General features: G+C 37.5%; 11 protein-coding genes. All 11 read right to left on the bottom strand.

Going from position 1 to position 16,135, the window contains the following annotated elements:
* Nucleotides 1-198: 198 nt before the first annotated feature.
* Entirely contained in the window at nucleotides 199-1,845 is a 1,647-nt protein-coding gene (locus IRZ78_RS23890) for an arylsulfatase (protein WP_194619681.1), read from the bottom strand.
* Nucleotides 1,846-2,072: 227 nt separating this feature from the next.
* Nucleotides 2,073-3,335 (bottom strand): putative sulfate exporter family transporter, encoded by a 1,263-nt coding sequence (locus IRZ78_RS23885; protein WP_194619678.1) that lies wholly within the window; start codon nucleotides 3,333-3,335, stop codon nucleotides 2,073-2,075.
* Nucleotides 3,336-3,564: 229 nt separating this feature from the next.
* Nucleotides 3,565-5,181 (bottom strand): sulfatase-like hydrolase/transferase, encoded by a 1,617-nt coding sequence (locus IRZ78_RS23880; protein WP_194619676.1) that lies wholly within the window; start codon nucleotides 5,179-5,181, stop codon nucleotides 3,565-3,567.
* A 318-nt stretch (nucleotides 5,182-5,499) separates the two neighbouring features.
* Nucleotides 5,500-6,219 (bottom strand): rhodanese-like domain-containing protein, encoded by a 720-nt coding sequence (locus IRZ78_RS23875; protein ID WP_194619674.1) that lies wholly within the window; start codon nucleotides 6,217-6,219, stop codon nucleotides 5,500-5,502.
* Between the two features lie 10 nt (nucleotides 6,220-6,229).
* Entirely contained in the window at nucleotides 6,230-8,182 is a 1,953-nt protein-coding gene (locus IRZ78_RS23870) for an alkyl sulfatase dimerization domain-containing protein (RefSeq protein ID WP_194619672.1), read from the bottom strand.
* A 4-nt stretch (nucleotides 8,183-8,186) separates the two neighbouring features.
* Nucleotides 8,187-9,263 carry a sterol desaturase family protein gene (locus IRZ78_RS23865; RefSeq protein WP_194619670.1) on the bottom strand — a complete coding sequence of 359 codons (1,077 nt, stop codon included), beginning with the start codon at nucleotides 9,261-9,263 and terminating at the stop codon, nucleotides 8,187-8,189.
* A gap of 367 nt (nucleotides 9,264-9,630) precedes the next feature.
* Nucleotides 9,631-10,224, bottom strand: coding sequence for a DUF1214 domain-containing protein (locus IRZ78_RS23860; RefSeq protein WP_194619668.1), 594 nt, complete (start codon nucleotides 10,222-10,224; stop codon nucleotides 9,631-9,633).
* A 250-nt stretch (nucleotides 10,225-10,474) separates the two neighbouring features.
* Nucleotides 10,475-11,026, bottom strand: coding sequence for a DUF1254 domain-containing protein (locus IRZ78_RS23855; RefSeq protein ID WP_194619666.1), 552 nt, complete (start codon nucleotides 11,024-11,026; stop codon nucleotides 10,475-10,477).
* A gap of 64 nt (nucleotides 11,027-11,090) precedes the next feature.
* Entirely contained in the window at nucleotides 11,091-13,019 is a 1,929-nt protein-coding gene (locus IRZ78_RS23850; protein WP_194619664.1) for an arylsulfatase, read from the bottom strand.
* Nucleotides 13,020-13,061: 42 nt separating this feature from the next.
* The gene (locus tag IRZ78_RS23845) at nucleotides 13,062-14,618 is read right to left on the bottom strand and encodes an arylsulfatase (RefSeq protein ID WP_228520604.1); all 1,557 of its coding nucleotides are present in this window, start codon (nucleotides 14,616-14,618) and stop codon (nucleotides 13,062-13,064) included.
* Nucleotides 14,619-14,657: 39 nt separating this feature from the next.
* Nucleotides 14,658-16,130: a RagB/SusD family nutrient uptake outer membrane protein gene (locus IRZ78_RS23840; protein ID WP_194619660.1), complete on the bottom strand. Its 1,473-nt coding sequence runs from the start codon at nucleotides 16,128-16,130 to the stop codon at nucleotides 14,658-14,660.
* Between the last annotated feature and the right edge of the window lie 5 nt (nucleotides 16,131-16,135).

Here is a 16,135-nt window from a genome sequence, read left to right as displayed (position 1 = left end):
AAACATGCTTTTTTATACAGATTATTAAAATGCACCTACTACATATTAAATATTTACAAGATTAAAAAAAGAATCTGCTCAATCTGCTCAATCTGCGAGAAAAATTTAAACACCTGTCTATTTGTGTTTTAAATAAGTGAAATGTCTTTTTTGAGTTAAAAATTCTATGTTTACATGTGCTAAAATAATTACTGCCAATTACTTTTTCAAAGCTGCACCACCAGGCATTACCTCCGTTTTTAATTTGAATTTACTGTATTCAACCACGCCGGTTTTATCAGCCCAATCAAAATAATCAGCCGAAAGTTGGTTTACAATTCCCGGATTTTGTTGCGCCACATTTGTGGTTTCGCCACGATCGGTTTCGATGTTATAAAGTTCCCATTCGTACGACGGGTAAGTCGAAACCAATTTCCATTTGCCATCTCTCACGGCCCTGTTTCCGGCTCTTTCCCAAAATAATGGTGCGCCTCTATCGACCTGCGAAACATTATTAAATAAAACAGGCAACAAACTGCTTCCAACCAAAGGGTTTGTCGTCACACCATTATATTGTTTGGGATATTCTATTCCGGCCAATTCATAAAAAGTAGGGGCAAGGTCAATAATATGTCCCGTTCCTTTATCGATTCGGCCTGCTTTTATTTTTGATGGAAACCACGCAATAAACGGAGAACTGAATCCGCCTTCGTGCATGTTATTTTTATATTGCTGTAACGGAGTATTCGACAAATACGCCCAGTTTTGTTCCTGATAATCAAATGATCCTGAGGTTCCAACCGGTCCGGCATTTCGAACCAAACCTCTTCCTAACGGATTATAAGTATTGAAACCGCCTTGTGCACCATTATCTGAAATGAAAATAATCAGCGTATTTTTATCCTTTTTCAATGCTTTTAGTTTCTCCATAACTTTCCCCACATTCTGATCCATATTATCGACCATGGCAGCGTAAACTTCCATTTTGGCTTTCCAGAATTGTTTTTCATCGTAGGTTAGTTTGCTCCATTCCGGCACTTCAGGATCTCTTGGAGAAACCGTTTGATTGGCAGGTAAAATACCGTTTGCTTTTAGTTTTTCAATTCTTTTTTCTCTTAAAACATCCCAGCCTTCATCAAATTTTCCTCTGTATTTGGCAATGTCAACGGGTTTTGCCTGCAACGGCCAATGCGGAGCGGTGAAAGCCAAATACAAAAAGAACGGTTTGTTTTCTTTGTTTTGTTCGTCTAAGAAAGTCACAGCATTATTCCCGATTTCATCTGTAAAATAATACGAATCATCTTTAGGATGTAATTCTTCGTTATTACGAATCAGTTTTACCGGATAAGGCGTTTTTCCGAAAGGCAAAGGTTTGGTATCAAAATAGTTGGATGCTCCTTTCAGGATTCCGTAAAATTTATCAAAACCTCTCTGATTTGGCCATTGCGCCTGATCTTCAGAGCCTACGTGCCATTTTCCGGAAAGCAAAGTGCTGTAACCGCCCGAACGGAAAACTTCGCCTAAAGTCAAAGATTCTTTGTTCAAATAACCCTGATACGCCGGTAATCCTAAATTGATATCAAAAAATCCCATTCCGGCTTTGTGTTGGTATTGCCCCGTAAGCAAAGATCCGCGGGTGGGCGCACAAATCGAATTATTGTAAAATTCGCGTAAGCGTAAACCTTCGCTGGCTAATTTATCAAGATTAGGTGTTTTAATTTCAGAACCATAATTCCCTAAATCAGAATAGCCCATATCGTCGACCATTATTAAAATGATGTTGGGTTTATCTGAAGTTGTTTTGTTTTGTGCATTTAAAGCTACTACAGAGAGTAGAAGGTTTAATGTGATAAATGTTTTTTTCATTATTGTTGATATTTTAATTTTTTGGAAATTGTTGGGTTTTCACTTTGTCAAAGTTTTATTCGTATAGTTTGTCATCCCGAACGAGGGATCACACTAGAAGCTCCGCAAAGAAATGGCGATGATCGTTGTCGAGTTTCTAGTGTGATTTCTCTCTTCGTTCGAAATGACAAATCAGAGTCGAGCTACTTGTGAAGATCCCTCGTTCCTCGCAATGACAATGATTGTCGTTATTTACCAAACAACAAAAACGCAATAATCAGCGTAATAATCACATTGAATAATTGTGCAATTAAAAACGCATACAAAGGTTTTCGGCTATTATTGCTCAGTAAATCTTTAAAGTTCGTTTCTAAACCAATACTCGTAAAAGCCAGAGCAAACCAAATACCTTGAAGATTCTTCAAACTATCTTTTACGCCATCTCTAACTTCAGCAGTAAGCAGGAAAGAGAAGAGTAACGATGCTGCAATAAACCCAATAACAAACTTTGGAAAACGTTCCCAGATAACACTTAAAGTGGGTTTTGATTCTATGGCTTCCGCCGAATTGTTGTGCGTATACGTCCAATAAACGGATATGGCAAAAGCGGCAATTCCTAACAATACATTCTGAGAGAATTTTACAATCGTACTAATCTTCAAAGCAGTTTCCCCAACCAAAGAACCAGAAGCTACAACGGCGCCTGATGTATCGATACTTCCGCCCAACCAGGCTCCGGTAACTTCTTCGGGAAAATTGAAATATTTGGCAATTATAGGCATGAAAATCATCATTGGGATTGCGGTTACCAAAACAATCGAAATAACATAAGATAGTTTTTTCGAATCGCCTTTAATCGCTCCCGAGGTGGCAATTGCAGCAGAAACTCCACAAATAGAAACCGCACTCGAAATCATCATCGTCAGTTCGTCATCGACTTTTAGTTTTTTACACAACCAAAAAGCAAAATACCAAACCGATAAAACGACAACCAAAGCCTGAATTAATCCTAAAGAACCGGCTTTTAGAATGTCTGAAAAGATCACGCTCGTTCCTAATAAAACCAATCCTATTTTCACAAATACTTCTGTAGAAAGTGCGGATCGAAACCATTCCGGAAGTTTGAAGAAATTCCCAATCGCTAAACCAATTGCCAAACTGAAAATTACAGCTTCAAGATTCAATCCTTTTACTTCGGTATTTCCTGCAATAATGAGTGCGATAACGGTTAGAATATAAACCACAGGAAAGCCCAATAAAAAGTATTTTACCGATTTACCGATCAAAAACGCGCCTAAAGTTCCGATAGAAATCAGGTATAAAAATTGAAATCCGAGGATTTTTAGGTTTGCTAAATCGAATACATCCTGGAATAAATCTGATCCGGTGGACCATTTGAAAACGGGAACTTCGGGAAGAAAAATAAAAAGGGAAATCCCGATGATTATAAATCCGAGAATTACGACGGTCCAGTCTTCGTGAATGTTGAATGATTTGGTTGGGGTTGACATTGTATTATTTTGTTATCCTAACAGGTTTTCAAAACCTGTTAGGTATTTATTTTAGAGTTATTAAATAGGAAAGAATTTATATTTTTTTTTGAATAGACTCGAGCTTTAGCTGGAGGTTATTATTTTGTAATTGACATTGGCTTTAGCCGAACTTTTTATTTGGCTATTATTATACTTTGAACCTAAAATACCTAGCAGGTTTTAAAAACCTGTTAGGATATGAGAAGGATTACAAATCGACAAAATATTTTTGTTTACCAAAATCAAATTCATAATGCGTTAGATTTGGCCATAAAGGTTTTACCAAACCTTTTTCCCAATTTTGTAAAGCGAGATGTAATTCTTTTACTTTTGACGGATTTTTTTTAGCAAGATCTGTTGTTTCAGATTTGTCTGTAGCCAAATTATAAAGCCATTCTTCATGGGTTTTTCCACTGATGATTAGTTTCCAATCGCCACTTCTTATGGCTTTTGCATCGCCGGAACGCCAATACAAAGTTTTGTGTGCTTCTTTGTTTTCATTTACAGTACTCACAAGATCAACTCCGTCATAAACACGGTCTTTTGGTAAATCAGAATGAATCGCCGCAGCAATTGTAGCGAAAATATCCAACGTACTTACCGGAGTTTTATAGATCGTATGCGGTTTAATTTTTCCTTTCCACGAAAGTGCAAACGGAACATTTACGCCGCCTTCGAAATGAGAAAACTTTCCGGCTTTTAATGGGGCATTTGTCGTAGCAAAAGTATAATCGGCGCCACCGTTGTCGCTGGCAAAAATGATCAAAGTATTATCTTCCAGACCTTCTTTTTTGACTTTAGCCCTGATTCTTCCCACGGCATCATCTAAGGCGCTGATCATCGCAAAATAAACACGTTTGTTTTCGTCTTTTACATTTGGGAAACGATAGTAGTATTTTTTACGAACCTGAAATGGTGTATGGGGCGCATTAAACGGAACGTACAATAAGAAAGGCTTGTTTTTATTTCGATCAATAAAAGCTTCTGCTTCGTCAGCAAATGTTTCAGTTAAATACGCTTTGTTATGAATGATCGTGGTATCACGACGAATTTGTCCGATGCCAACGCGGCCATTTCCCCAAATCATTTTATCGGTAAAATCTTTATGGTGATGGTTGATAATATCCGGATTATCATCTTCTGTCGTATAAAGCGAAAAGGCCTGATAAAAACCGTAATGATAACCGAAACCGCGATCTAAAGGAAAAAATCCTTTGTTGTGTCCCAAATGCCATTTCCCGATAATTCCCGTGCTGTAACCTTCTCTTTTGGCCAAATCAGCGAACGTAATTTCAGATTGTGGCAACCCTTGTGTCGCAATCGAAGCTTCGTTCGGGTAATTGATTTTATCATTCAGTCTCCAGTTATTGGTATTGATTAAATATTTGAAACCATAATATTCCAGATCGTTTTTTGGATAGCGATCTCCAGGCTGATATTCATGCCCGAAACGTTCCTGATAACGCCCGGTTATAATCCCGGCACGAGATGGCGAACAAATCGAAGCTGAAACATATCCATCCTGAAACGTAACTCCGGAGGCTGCCAGAGAATCTATTTGCGGTGTTGGAGTCGATTTTCCTCCGTATAACGAAATATCATATTTTCCTAAATCATCAGCGAGCAGAATGATGATATTTGGTTTTTTGAAGGAACTGTCTGCGGGAACTTTTTCGGATAGAAATTTTGCTTTTCCTTCGAGTAGTTTTTTATCCGGTTGTATTAAAGTTCCATCGGCGTTGATGGGCCAGAATAAAAATACTGCCAATAGAAAAACTAATACCATTATTGGGAGAATAATCTTTTTTGCTTTTGATAATGCCATGGTTTTTTATTTTTTTATTTTGGATGTTGTTTTTGAACGCATAGAAACTCTTAATTTTTTAGGGGGCAACTTTGTCAAAGTTTGAAACTTTGACAAAGTTTGCACTCAAAGTTATTATGCGCATTTTTTTCATCCCGAACGAGGGATCTCCGCAAGAAACTCCGCAATCAAAATTGACAATCTTTGGCGAGCTACTAACGGAGATCCCTCGTTCCTCGGGATGACAAAATGACGCTTATGATTGCGAAAGAAAGATTAAAATATTTAGTAGATTAAAATAATAATCTGCCCAATCTGCCGAATCTGCGTGAAAAAAAATTATTTCGCAGCCAAAGCCACATCAACATCATTTTTCAAATCGCCTAAGCCATCTTTTTTGAACACAATTTTACCATTTTGATACAAGATCAAAGTAGGGAAGACCTTTACCGTTTTTAAATCGGCAATAACTTGTGGGCTTTCTTCTAACTCAATCTGAACAATTTTAAGTTTCTCTCCGTATTGTGTTCTCAGATTTTCTAAAATTGGTTTTACGGTTCTGCAGGTGGCGCAGTATTTTGAACCAATATCTACTAAAACATAGGTATTGTCGGCAATGATTTTTTTGTATTCCGGCGTGGATAATTTACTCTTTAAATTCGAATAAAAAGGTTTCCCGCCACCAATCCAGGCTGCAATTCCGCCATCAAGAATATACACCTCAGAGAATCCTTTTTTGATTAATTCAGTGGATAAGAGACCGCTTCTGTAAGCTGCAATAGAATAGATAAATACAGGCTGCGACGGATTTAAAGCTGCTACAGATTTCTCGTAATTTTCTGATTTAAGATTGAAATTTAAAGCACCTTCAATATGGTTTAGAGTAAATTCTTCAGGACCTCTGGCATCAATTATCTGTGGATTTTTCTGGTTTTTAATTTTGGCGTAAAAAGCATCTAGTAATACAACACTACTGGCGCCTTTATCTTGTGAAAACCCTACTACTGTAAAAAGGAAAAATACAGCTGCGAAACTACTTTTTAATATATTGTTTTTCATGATTTTGATTTTATGGAGTTACAATATTCCAATACGGATTTGCCGGTTCGAAAGTGCTGGCCAATTCTCTGAATTTAAACGGATCACCTTCAAAACTAACACCATCTGAAGTTAGAATTTCCCTTGCTGTTTCAGGATTAGATAATAAGGCTACAAACTTGGCTTTTGGGATGGTTAGGGTAAATTCGGCTTTATCATTTGGTCGGGTTTGACTTTGGTGCAAAACGCCGTTTTTAAGATAAACCAGAATATTTTTATTGAGTTCCGGGAAAATGAAACGCAATTTCACGTCTTTTCTGGAAGCTTTACTTCCGTCAACAGTAACCGATAAATAATCGAAAATAGCTTCAGGAGTTAGTGTAGACAAAAATCCTGCGGCACGATTTACGGGGATTTTAGGAACAATGACGCCTTCGCGAAGTTCTTTGGCTCCTGATAAATATAAATCTCTCCAAATTCCGGATTCACTTTGATAGGCGATTTGTTCGAAAGCATCGGCTTGTAAATTTTTAGCAGCAACATTCTCCGGATTGGCAAAGATTACATGTTTTAAAACTTCGGCAACCCAACGGTATTCGCCTTTTTGGTAACTTTCGGTTGCTTTTTTCAAAGCGACTTCTTCACCGCCAAACCATTCCACATATTTTTTAGCCGATTCTACTTGTGGTAATTTATCATAATTAGCAGGATTTCCATCCCACCAGCCCAAGTAGAATTGATAAGTTGCTTTGGCATTGTGTTTTACCGTTCCGTAAAAATCACGGTTGTACCATTCTTTGCCTAATTCGGCAGGAAGTTTTATTTCTTCGGCAATCTCATCTTTATTTAGGCCTTTGTTGGCCAAATGAACGGTTTGATCGTGCACATATTTGTATAAATCTCGTTGTTTTTCCAGAAAAGTAATTCCTTTGTCATGTCCGTAAACCGGCCAGGTGTGCGACGGAACGATAAATTCGGTTTTGTCTCCAAACAAATCAATCGCTTCATCCAAATATCCTGCCCAGGCTTTGGCATCTCTGGTTTTGGCTCCACGAGGTGTAAGGACATTATGATAAGTGTGACTGGCAATTTCGGCAGAAAAAAAAATTTTCTGGGCAGGAGCAAAGACCGTTAATTCGGCTGGCGCTTCAGAATTCGGCGTAAGCTGAAAAACTAAATCCAAACCATCAATCGTAATTTTTTGACCTGTTTTTTCGACTTCAAAATTAGGCTGTAAAAGTGAGGAAGAACCTCCGCTTAAAAACGGTTTTCCTAATCCTACATCAACCTGAGCTGTAGCGCTTCTTTCTAAGCTTAAACCAAATTGATATCCGGCTCTTCGGCGCATTACATTTCCTAAAAGTACATTTTCGCTTACCGCTTCTTCATAGAAACCTTTTGGCGTGATAAATTTTACTTTTCCGGATTTGATATCTTCTGCAGCAACCAAACCTTCCAAACCACCATAATGATCACCATGACTATGAGTAACAATTACAGCCAGAATAGGTTTGTTGGCGACGTGTTTTTTGACTAGTTCATAAGCGGCTGATGAAGCTTCACCAATCGTTAGGGCATCAATTACGACATAACCATTTTTGGTTTCGATAAACGAAATATTAGCCACATCAAAAGAACGCACCTGATAAACGCCATCGGTAATTTTAAACAATCCGTTGATGTTGTTGAGTTGTGCCTGACGCCATAAAGCGGGATTGACCGTTGCCGGAGATTTTCCTTTTATAAAAGCAAAATCATTTAAGTTTACAGCAACATTTCCTGTTTTAGAAAGAATCTTCCCGTCGGCAAGAGTGGCGATAAAACCTCTCTTGGCGTCGGTAAAATCGGCAGTATCATCAAAGTTTAACTTCGAATATACTGCCTCATTTGATTTTTGGGTAAAAGTTGACGCCTGTTTTGGCGTTTGTGCGTTTGCAACAATGGTGAAACCGATTAACAGTGTCGTTATTTTATTTTTTTTCATATTTTTATACTTGTACCGGTTCTTCCTGATAAATCGGACTCGAAGCAATAACTGTTTCTGCTTTAGCTCTTAGAGGAACTGCTAAAACTCCTTCTGCCAAAGCACTTCCTTCTTTTTTAGATTTGAATATTGGCCACAAAAATTGCGCGTACCACTCTTCTTGTTTGTATGATTTCATTCCGTAAGATTTTGGATATTTACGCGTAATTAAAGCTGTTCCAAAAATTACATCCCAAAGGAAAAACATGTTCCCGAAGTTGCCTTTAAAATGTCCAACACCATCTCCGCTAGTATCTGCATGATGCGCGTGATGCGTTGCAGGAGTCGAAATCAAGCGTTCCAGAACCCATGCAACTGGATGTAATATTCTGTATTTGTAAAAAGGTTTATCCCATTTGATACTTGAATGTGCTCCAAGAGTGATGAAACTTTTGATCACCAAAACAAACAATGCCGGTAATCCTAAACCTAAATACGTCAAGGTAGCCGTTAGATAAATTTGAGAAAAGAAAACAGTATAAATAAAGTTTTGTCTCGATGCCATTGCCATTCCCATATACGGAGCTGAATGATGCGTTCTGTGAAATCTCCATAAAAACGGAACCTGATGATGCAAACGGTGGTACCAGTATTGCGTTAAATCATCGGCGATTGCGATTAGGAAAAAGCCTCCCCAAAACGGAACCCATGAAAGGGAGTTGGCTAAATTCGGAATCAAATAAGGCAATGCTGTTAAGCTGAAAAAGGCAATTACCGGTGGTAAAAGTAATTTTGGTGCTAAGAAACAAACGATATCTATTTTGCGTTCCTCACCCGTCCATTCGTCATCGTATAAACCGGCTGTAAATTCTATAACTCCCAAAACCAACATGAAAACAGTTAATCCCCAGGTACGAATGTTTTCGAAAGCAGGTTTTGTAAATTCTAAAAAGGAGGGTAAGGTAAGGTGCGATTGTATTATAGCACCATTTGTCAGTTTAAAATAAAGAAATATTGCCACTACCGGTAGTGAATATATTACGAAACTGATACTTAAATCTCTTATTAGTCTTCCTCTTGAATTGTGATCTATTATTGCCATGATATCTTATTTTAAAAAATTACTAATTAATGCTAAACCTCCCGCCAAAATCACTAGCGGAACTAAAAAAACAATCGCTCCCACGATGATTTTTTTTCCTATAATTTCAAAGTCAACTCTTTTCATATTTGTGAAATTTATTTTTTAGTTGTCAAATATGTAATCGCCTTTTTTTATTGGTGTTTGTTTGCACAAACTTTTTTTAGTGGCGATTTCATGATTTCTAATTTTTATGTTTATAACTCTATTGAAAATCAGTGTGTTTTTGATAAATGTAAAAATAAATAAAATAATACTTTAATTCTATGGATTTAATAGAGTTTTATTTATTGATTTTTTCAATATTTGTTATAATATCTATTGATTATTATTTTACTTTTTGAATATTTGGAAGCGTCTCCATCGTTAAATTATCTCTTAGTTTTTCCGAAGGCAAGTACAAACGAATGATCAGAGTTGTTTTTTGAACATTGTTGATTGGCAGCCAGTTTTCTTTTTTCTCAGTTCCCGAAAGATTGATTTTATACGAAGTACTATCCGCTTCATACTTTATATCTTCAAGATTATAGCTGTATTTGTTGATTGGGTTTTTAATTAAAAAACCATTTTGGTCATACGCCGTGATACTCCAATATTTAGCATCCAGTTTTTTCCCGCTAATTACATAATCAGCTTTAGGATCTATCGCATTTCCTTCACTATCTGTATGAGTGCTTAAATAGATAACTTCTTTTTTTGTTAAGGCATAAGGTCCGTAAACTGCCACTTGTGCAATGGTTAGCAAATCGGCCGAGTTGAGGTCTTTGTCTTTATCGACAGTCTGCCAGTTGCCAATGATGCGTTGCGAATCGCTTTTGCCGGATTTAATATTATAAACACCAACGGCGCTACCGAATACGATAGCCAGAATGATCAGTGCTACTGCAAGTCCTATCTTTTTAATTTTTTGATTTAAAGCCATCTTTATTTGATTTTAAGTTGAATGTTTTGTTTTTTTAGGAGCTAATCCCGCTATTCGTTCCAATCTTTTGTGGCGGACCCCGCCACAAAAGGATTTCCACTTCTATCGGGGCTAAGCCAATCTTTGTCAGGTTACTCATTGAGATCCCTCGTTGCTAATAATGACGTTTTTTGGAATTAAAATAAAAAAATCCGTTTAAATCCGCGTCTTTACATAGCAAATCCGTGTCATCTGCGTACCATGACAAAGCTTATCTCCCTAACTTCTCTACCGTAACACCATGCTGAAATTCCGCCAATGTTTTTACCGGATACGCTTTAGAAACTAAATAACGAAACAGAATCAATCCTTTTGTCGTTGGACTATAAATGATTTTCTCTTTCGAAATATTCTTCAATACTTCTGATGTACTTCCTTCAGGCGCCAGATAATATTCGAATTTGGCTTTTACCTTTTCTTCGTTCTCTACAAAGAAATTAGTGGTGTTTTCCTGATAAGCCGAAATAGACCAGTAAGTAGAATCCGGAACAATCCCTGAAATTTTCAATACATCATCTTTCAAATCATAATTGATTGTCGAATACAAAAAGTCAGGATTTGGTAGCGGAATTACCCGGCTGTTTTCATCATTGGGCTGATCTCCAAATTGAGGAGTATTGATAACGCCAAGACTTTTTTCTGCAAACTTTTTTTGCACATAATAAGGAGTTACCCAAATCGTCAGGTAGTAAAAGCTTACTGCAATTGCTACAAGAATCAAGGCGAATAGGCCTTTTTTTAAAATTGGTTTTGTTGCTGCCATAATTTATTTATTATAAGTTATTATCCTGCAATGATTTAAAGCTTTCAGGATTTAAAATCATATGTTATTTAGAACTTCCGGCATCTCCCGATTTAGTGACTTGTTTTACTAAATCCTGAAGCGTTTTACCTTTATCAGCTCCGTTATTATGAATTCGTCTGTTATAAACATCTTGCCAGTCGATAAGCGGATAAACATTATTTTCTTTGGCCTGTTCATCAAACAATTGCTTAAGCTCGGCTAATTTTTCAAGGTATTTTTTAGCCACATTATTGCGCTCGTTGAAGTCTTCGTTTAAGTTGTACAATTCCCAAACATCGTTATCAAAATTGCTTTCGGCAGGTTTTTCATTTTTTCCTAAGGCTTTTTTCACAGCAAAAGAATCCGGTAAATGTGCTGCTCCGGCTTTCCAGCCATCTTTATAGATTGCTCTGTTGCCAAAAATGTAGTAGTACTGAACTTTGTGCAATGATTCTGCTTTAGCATCATTTAAAGAAGCATACAAAGAAGAGCCCTGAATAATATCCTGTTTTACTGATTTGATATATTCAGGAGCTTTAATTCCTGCAATATCCAGTGTAGTAGGCAATAAATCGGTTACATGGCTGTATTGATTTCTGATTCCGCCTTTTTCTTTAATTCCTTTTGGATAAAAAACAATTAACGGATTGTGGGTTCCGCCTTCTGATTGTGCATCTTGTTTCCAGTTTTTAAAAGGAACATTTGTTGCCTGAGCCCATCCCAGAGGATAATTGGTATTAAGACCTTTTGCTGTACCAATTTCGTCGATGTTGGCTAAGTTTTTCTTTAGGTTTTCATCATCAGAACCACCTTGAGAGAATAAACTTTGATTGATTGTTCCTTCTGTGGTTCCTTCTTTACTCGCTCCGTTATCACCAATTGCAACAAAAATTACGGTATTGTCTAACTGATTGCTTTCTTTTAGATAATTGACCACTCTTCCAATTTCATAATCCGTATAAGTAAGGAATCCGGCATACACTTCCATAAAACGGGCGTATACTTTCTTTTGGTCCGGAGTTAATTTTTTCCAGTCTGTAATTAAAGGGTTACGTTCCGGTAATACAGCGTTTGCAGGAATCACGCCCAATTTCTTTTGGTTGGCAATTACTTCTTCACGATATGCATCCCATCCTTTGTCAAATTTTCCTTTATAAGAATCACTCCATTTTGTAGCAACCTGATGAGGTGCATGTGCTGCTCCCGGTGCATAGTATAAAAAGAATGGTTTTCCCGGTGCCGCTTTTTGTTGTTTCTGAATGAAGCTTATTGCTTTATCTGTAATCAATTCGTTTAAATGTCTTCCGTCTGGTTTTATATGAACCTGATCTTCTACTAAATCAGGATTATATTGATCTGTTTGAGAACCCAGGAATCCGTAAAAATGATCGAATCCTTTTCCGGTTGGCCATCTGTCAAATGGTCCGGCATCTGTTGCATCTTCATCTGGCGTTACACCATATTTTCCAACGGCAAAAGTGTTGTATCCGTTCTCGCGTAAAATCTCGGCAATTGTTCCTTTATCTGATGGAATTCTACCATCCCAACCCGGAAATCCTGCTGATAAAATGGTATGAGAGAAACCGCTAACGTGAACTCTTCCTGAATTTCTTCCGGTTAATAGTGCTGCACGGGTAGGAGCACAAATGGCTGTTGTATGAAAGTTGGTATATCGTAGACCATTATTGGCCAAATTATCAAAAGTTGGGGTTTGTATTAAACCTCCAAATGCACTTGAAGCTCCAAAACCTACATCATCCAGTAAGATCCAAACAACATTTGGCGAGCCTGCAGGAGCTTTTACGGGATCTGGCCAATATTCTTTAGAATCGGCTAGTGTTTTACCAATAACACCTTTGAAATCTGCATTTTGTTTTTCCTGAGCAAAACCTAATTGTGCAAGAAGCAATGCAGTAATCAAAAGCCCTTTTTGTGAACCTTTGATTGTACTATTAAATTTTAATTTTTTCATTAGATTAAATTTTTAATTATTTAATGCGTAATCACTGTTTAACTATTTTATTTTATTCCAATCTTCCACACCTACTTTTACAGACCATTGTTGATGTAATTCAATCAGGTTTTGAAGTATTTTTGGTTCTGATTTTGCTACATTTTTTGTCTCTGTCCGGTCTGCAGCAAGATTGTACAATTCCCAGGGCTGATTGTTTTCGGCTACTGCTTTCCAATCCCCTTTTCTTATTGCTTTGCTGCCTTCATGTTCCCAAAACAAGGCTTCATGCGTATCAGATGGTTGTCCTTCAAATTCTTTTTTTAGGCCAATACCTTCTAAGGGTGTGAGACTTTTTCCCTGAAAAGTAGCCGGATATTCAAAACTGGCATACTGTAAAAGAGTTGGAAAAATATCCATCACATGACTTACTCTGTTGCTTATGGTACCTGCCTTAATATGCTTTGGATAATAAGCAATAAAAGGAGAAGCAATACCGCCTTCGTGGGTATTCTTTTTGAATAATTGGAAAGGCGTGTTGCTCACATTTCCCCACGGGCTTTCGTAACTGTCAATTGATGTAACTGAACCTGGAGTTCCGTTTTTTTGTGTAACATAAGTCCAGTTTTTTACCTCATCGGCACTTCCTCCATTATCTGAAAGAAAAAGAATCAGCGTATTATCTTCTTCTCCCAACGATTTTACTTTCTGCAGGATTTCTCCAATTCCGGCATCCATTCGGTCGATCATGGCCGCGTAAATTGCCATTCGGGTATCCCATTTGTCTTTTTCTTCGGCACTTAGTTTTTCCCAATCCGGCACTTTTTCAAAACGATTCGATAAGTCCCAGTTTTTATCAATGATTCCTGTTTCTTTTAATTTCTTAAAACGGCGTGCTCTCAATTTATCCCAGCCTTCGAGGTATTTGCCTTTGTATTTTGCAATATCTTCCGGTAAAGCCTGAATAGGCCAATGCGGGGCATTATACGCCAAATAAAGAAAAAAAGGCTGTTGCTGATTTCGCTGTTTTTCTAAAGAACTAATAGCGAAATTGGTAATTTCCTGAGTCAGATAAGTAGAGGTATCCGTGCGAATAATTTCTTTATCTCCTTTCATAAATGTGACTTTTCTTCCGTCGTTATATAAAGGTTGCGAGTTAAAATAACTGCTTCCATTGTTTTGTAAAGTAAAAGAATCATCAAACCCTCTATTCACCGCCAAGGCTGATGGTACTAAACCAACGTGCCATTTTCCTGAAACTATAGTACTGTATCCTGCCTGTTTGAGTGCTTGCCCAATTGTGATACAATGCTCGTTCAAATATCCCTGATAAGCCGGAAATCCTTTGTCCTGAACCATGTCCCCAACGCCTGCCTGATGCGGATATAAACCTGTGAGCAACGAAGCCCGGGAAGGGCAACAACGTCCTGCATTGTAAAACTGCTTTATAATAAGCCCGTTTTTAGCGAGTTTATTCAGGTTTGGAGTTTTAATTTCTGAGCCAAAAGTACCAATATCTGAGAAGCCTAAATCATCTGCCAAAATGACGATGATGTTAGGTTGCTTTTCTTGTGCAAATAGTGGGGATTGTGCAACAACCAATAGGGCGAGGATGAACATTTTTTTAATCATTTTATTTACTGGTATGTAAGGCTTTTATTAATATCCAGGATTTTGTGGCAAACCAACCGGATCGATACTTCTTTCGCTTTGCGGAATCGGATATAGATTATTTCTTTCTGAAACAGAGTTTTTTGCCGTTACTTTTTTCACTTCGGTAACCAAAGTTCCCCAACGAACCAGGTCAAACCAGCGTTGTCCTTCCTGTACAAATTCTTTTTTGCGTTCTTCCTGAATAGCAGCTCTAAAAGTAGTTTGTGTTAATCCTGATAAATCTACAGATGCATCGGGTGTTGTAATTGGTTTTCCAAAAGCTCTTCTTCTTACCTGATTGATCAGTTCGTAAGCTTCTGGCGTTGGTGTTCCCTGCTCATTTATCGCTTCCGCTAAAGACAATAAGATATCTGCATAACGAATAATCGGGAAGTTAATGGCTACATTACCAGGAGTAGCCAAATTGGTAAAATCGATGTATTTTTTAAAGATGGGTTTTGGAAAAGTATAAGTGTTTGCAGTTCCCGGAATTGGTAATGTCTTTGCATAACTTACATCTCTTCGGGTATCACCAGCTGCATAAATATCATAAAACAAAGCGACATCTGATATGATATCTGCCGGTTCAGTAGCAGTAAATCCTATAAATGATGTAGATTGAAAAGTACTTCCGCTTGATGCGTTTCCTGCCTGATTAGGCTCAAACTGAACAGAGAAAATATGTTCTTTTCCGTTCTTTTTTGTTTTAGTAAAAATATCCTGAAAACTTTCAAAAAGGGCATATCCATAACCCCCATTAATTACTTCTCTGGCTTTTAAAATGGCATTTGGATAATCTTTTCTAGTCAGGTATACTTTGGCTAAAATTGCTTTTGCAGCTCCTGATGTTGCACGCCCTGCATCACTTGTAGGATAAGTGGCTGGTAAAGCTTCGGCAGCATTTAAATCTGAAATAATTTGAGTGTAAACAGCATCTACGGTTTCTCTTCTTGATTTTAAGCTTTCTAATTGTATAGATGTTGGCTCATGCAAAACAATTGGAACTCCACCCCAAAGACGAACTGCCTGAAAATAAAGCAAGCCTCTAATGAATTTTGCTTCATTAATTAATCGTGTTTTAACCGTTTCGTTTCCTGTTACTTTAGGGATATTATCGATAGAAACATTGGCTCTGTTGATTCCGTTATAAATTTGACGCCAAGCAACCTGAACACGATCAGAAGTTGCATCATGGGTTAAACTGCTCAAAGCTCTTACCTGAGGATTTGTTGCCGAAACACCTGCTGCAGCATAGTCAGAAGCCATATCTGTTAAGAAATAGAGGTTTCTGCCAAATAAACTTTGTTCTCCCGGATCAAGACTTAAAGAAGCATAGACAGCAGTTACACTTGCAACAGCATCATCCTGTGTTTTAAAATATTTATCTTCGGTAACAAAAGAGGTAGGTGTTACCTCTAAATCTGTGCACGATGCAAATAAACCGGCACTAAATAATATTGTTATTATAATCTTTTTCATTGTAT

The organism is Flavobacterium sp. CSZ, from assembly GCF_015350725.1.
GTDB lineage: Bacteria > Bacteroidota > Bacteroidia > Flavobacteriales > Flavobacteriaceae > Flavobacterium.
Note: the sequence above shows the minus strand (reverse complement) of the source record. Positions and strands in the feature narration are given on the sequence as shown.

What these genes read in the sequence shown, in the direction of transcription:
- IRZ78_RS23890 (WP_194619681.1), bottom strand. Translation starts at nt 1,845, where the DNA reads ATGAAAAAAACATTTATCACATTAAACCTTCTACTCTCTGTAGTAGCT.
- IRZ78_RS23880 (WP_194619676.1), bottom strand. Translation starts at nt 5,181, where the DNA reads ATGGCATTATCAAAAGCAAAAAAGATTATTCTCCCAATAATGGTATTA.
- IRZ78_RS23885 (WP_194619678.1), bottom strand. Translation starts at nt 3,335, where the DNA reads ATGTCAACCCCAACCAAATCATTCAACATTCACGAAGACTGGACCGTC.
- IRZ78_RS23875 (WP_194619674.1), bottom strand. Translation starts at nt 6,219, where the DNA reads ATGAAAAACAATATATTAAAAAGTAGTTTCGCAGCTGTATTTTTCCTT.
- IRZ78_RS23845 (WP_228520604.1), bottom strand. Translation starts at nt 14,618, where the DNA reads ATGTTCATCCTCGCCCTATTGGTTGTTGCACAATCCCCACTATTTGCA.
- IRZ78_RS23870 (WP_194619672.1), bottom strand. Translation starts at nt 8,182, where the DNA reads ATGAAAAAAAATAAAATAACGACACTGTTAATCGGTTTCACCATTGTT.
- IRZ78_RS23855 (WP_194619666.1), bottom strand. Translation starts at nt 11,026, where the DNA reads ATGGCAGCAACAAAACCAATTTTAAAAAAAGGCCTATTCGCCTTGATT.
- IRZ78_RS23840 (WP_194619660.1), bottom strand. Translation starts at nt 16,130, where the DNA reads ATGAAAAAGATTATAATAACAATATTATTTAGTGCCGGTTTATTTGCA.
- IRZ78_RS23865 (WP_194619670.1), bottom strand. Translation starts at nt 9,263, where the DNA reads ATGGCAATAATAGATCACAATTCAAGAGGAAGACTAATAAGAGATTTA.
- IRZ78_RS23850 (WP_194619664.1), bottom strand. Translation starts at nt 13,019, where the DNA reads ATGAAAAAATTAAAATTTAATAGTACAATCAAAGGTTCACAAAAAGGG.
- IRZ78_RS23860 (WP_194619668.1), bottom strand. Translation starts at nt 10,224, where the DNA reads ATGGCTTTAAATCAAAAAATTAAAAAGATAGGACTTGCAGTAGCACTG.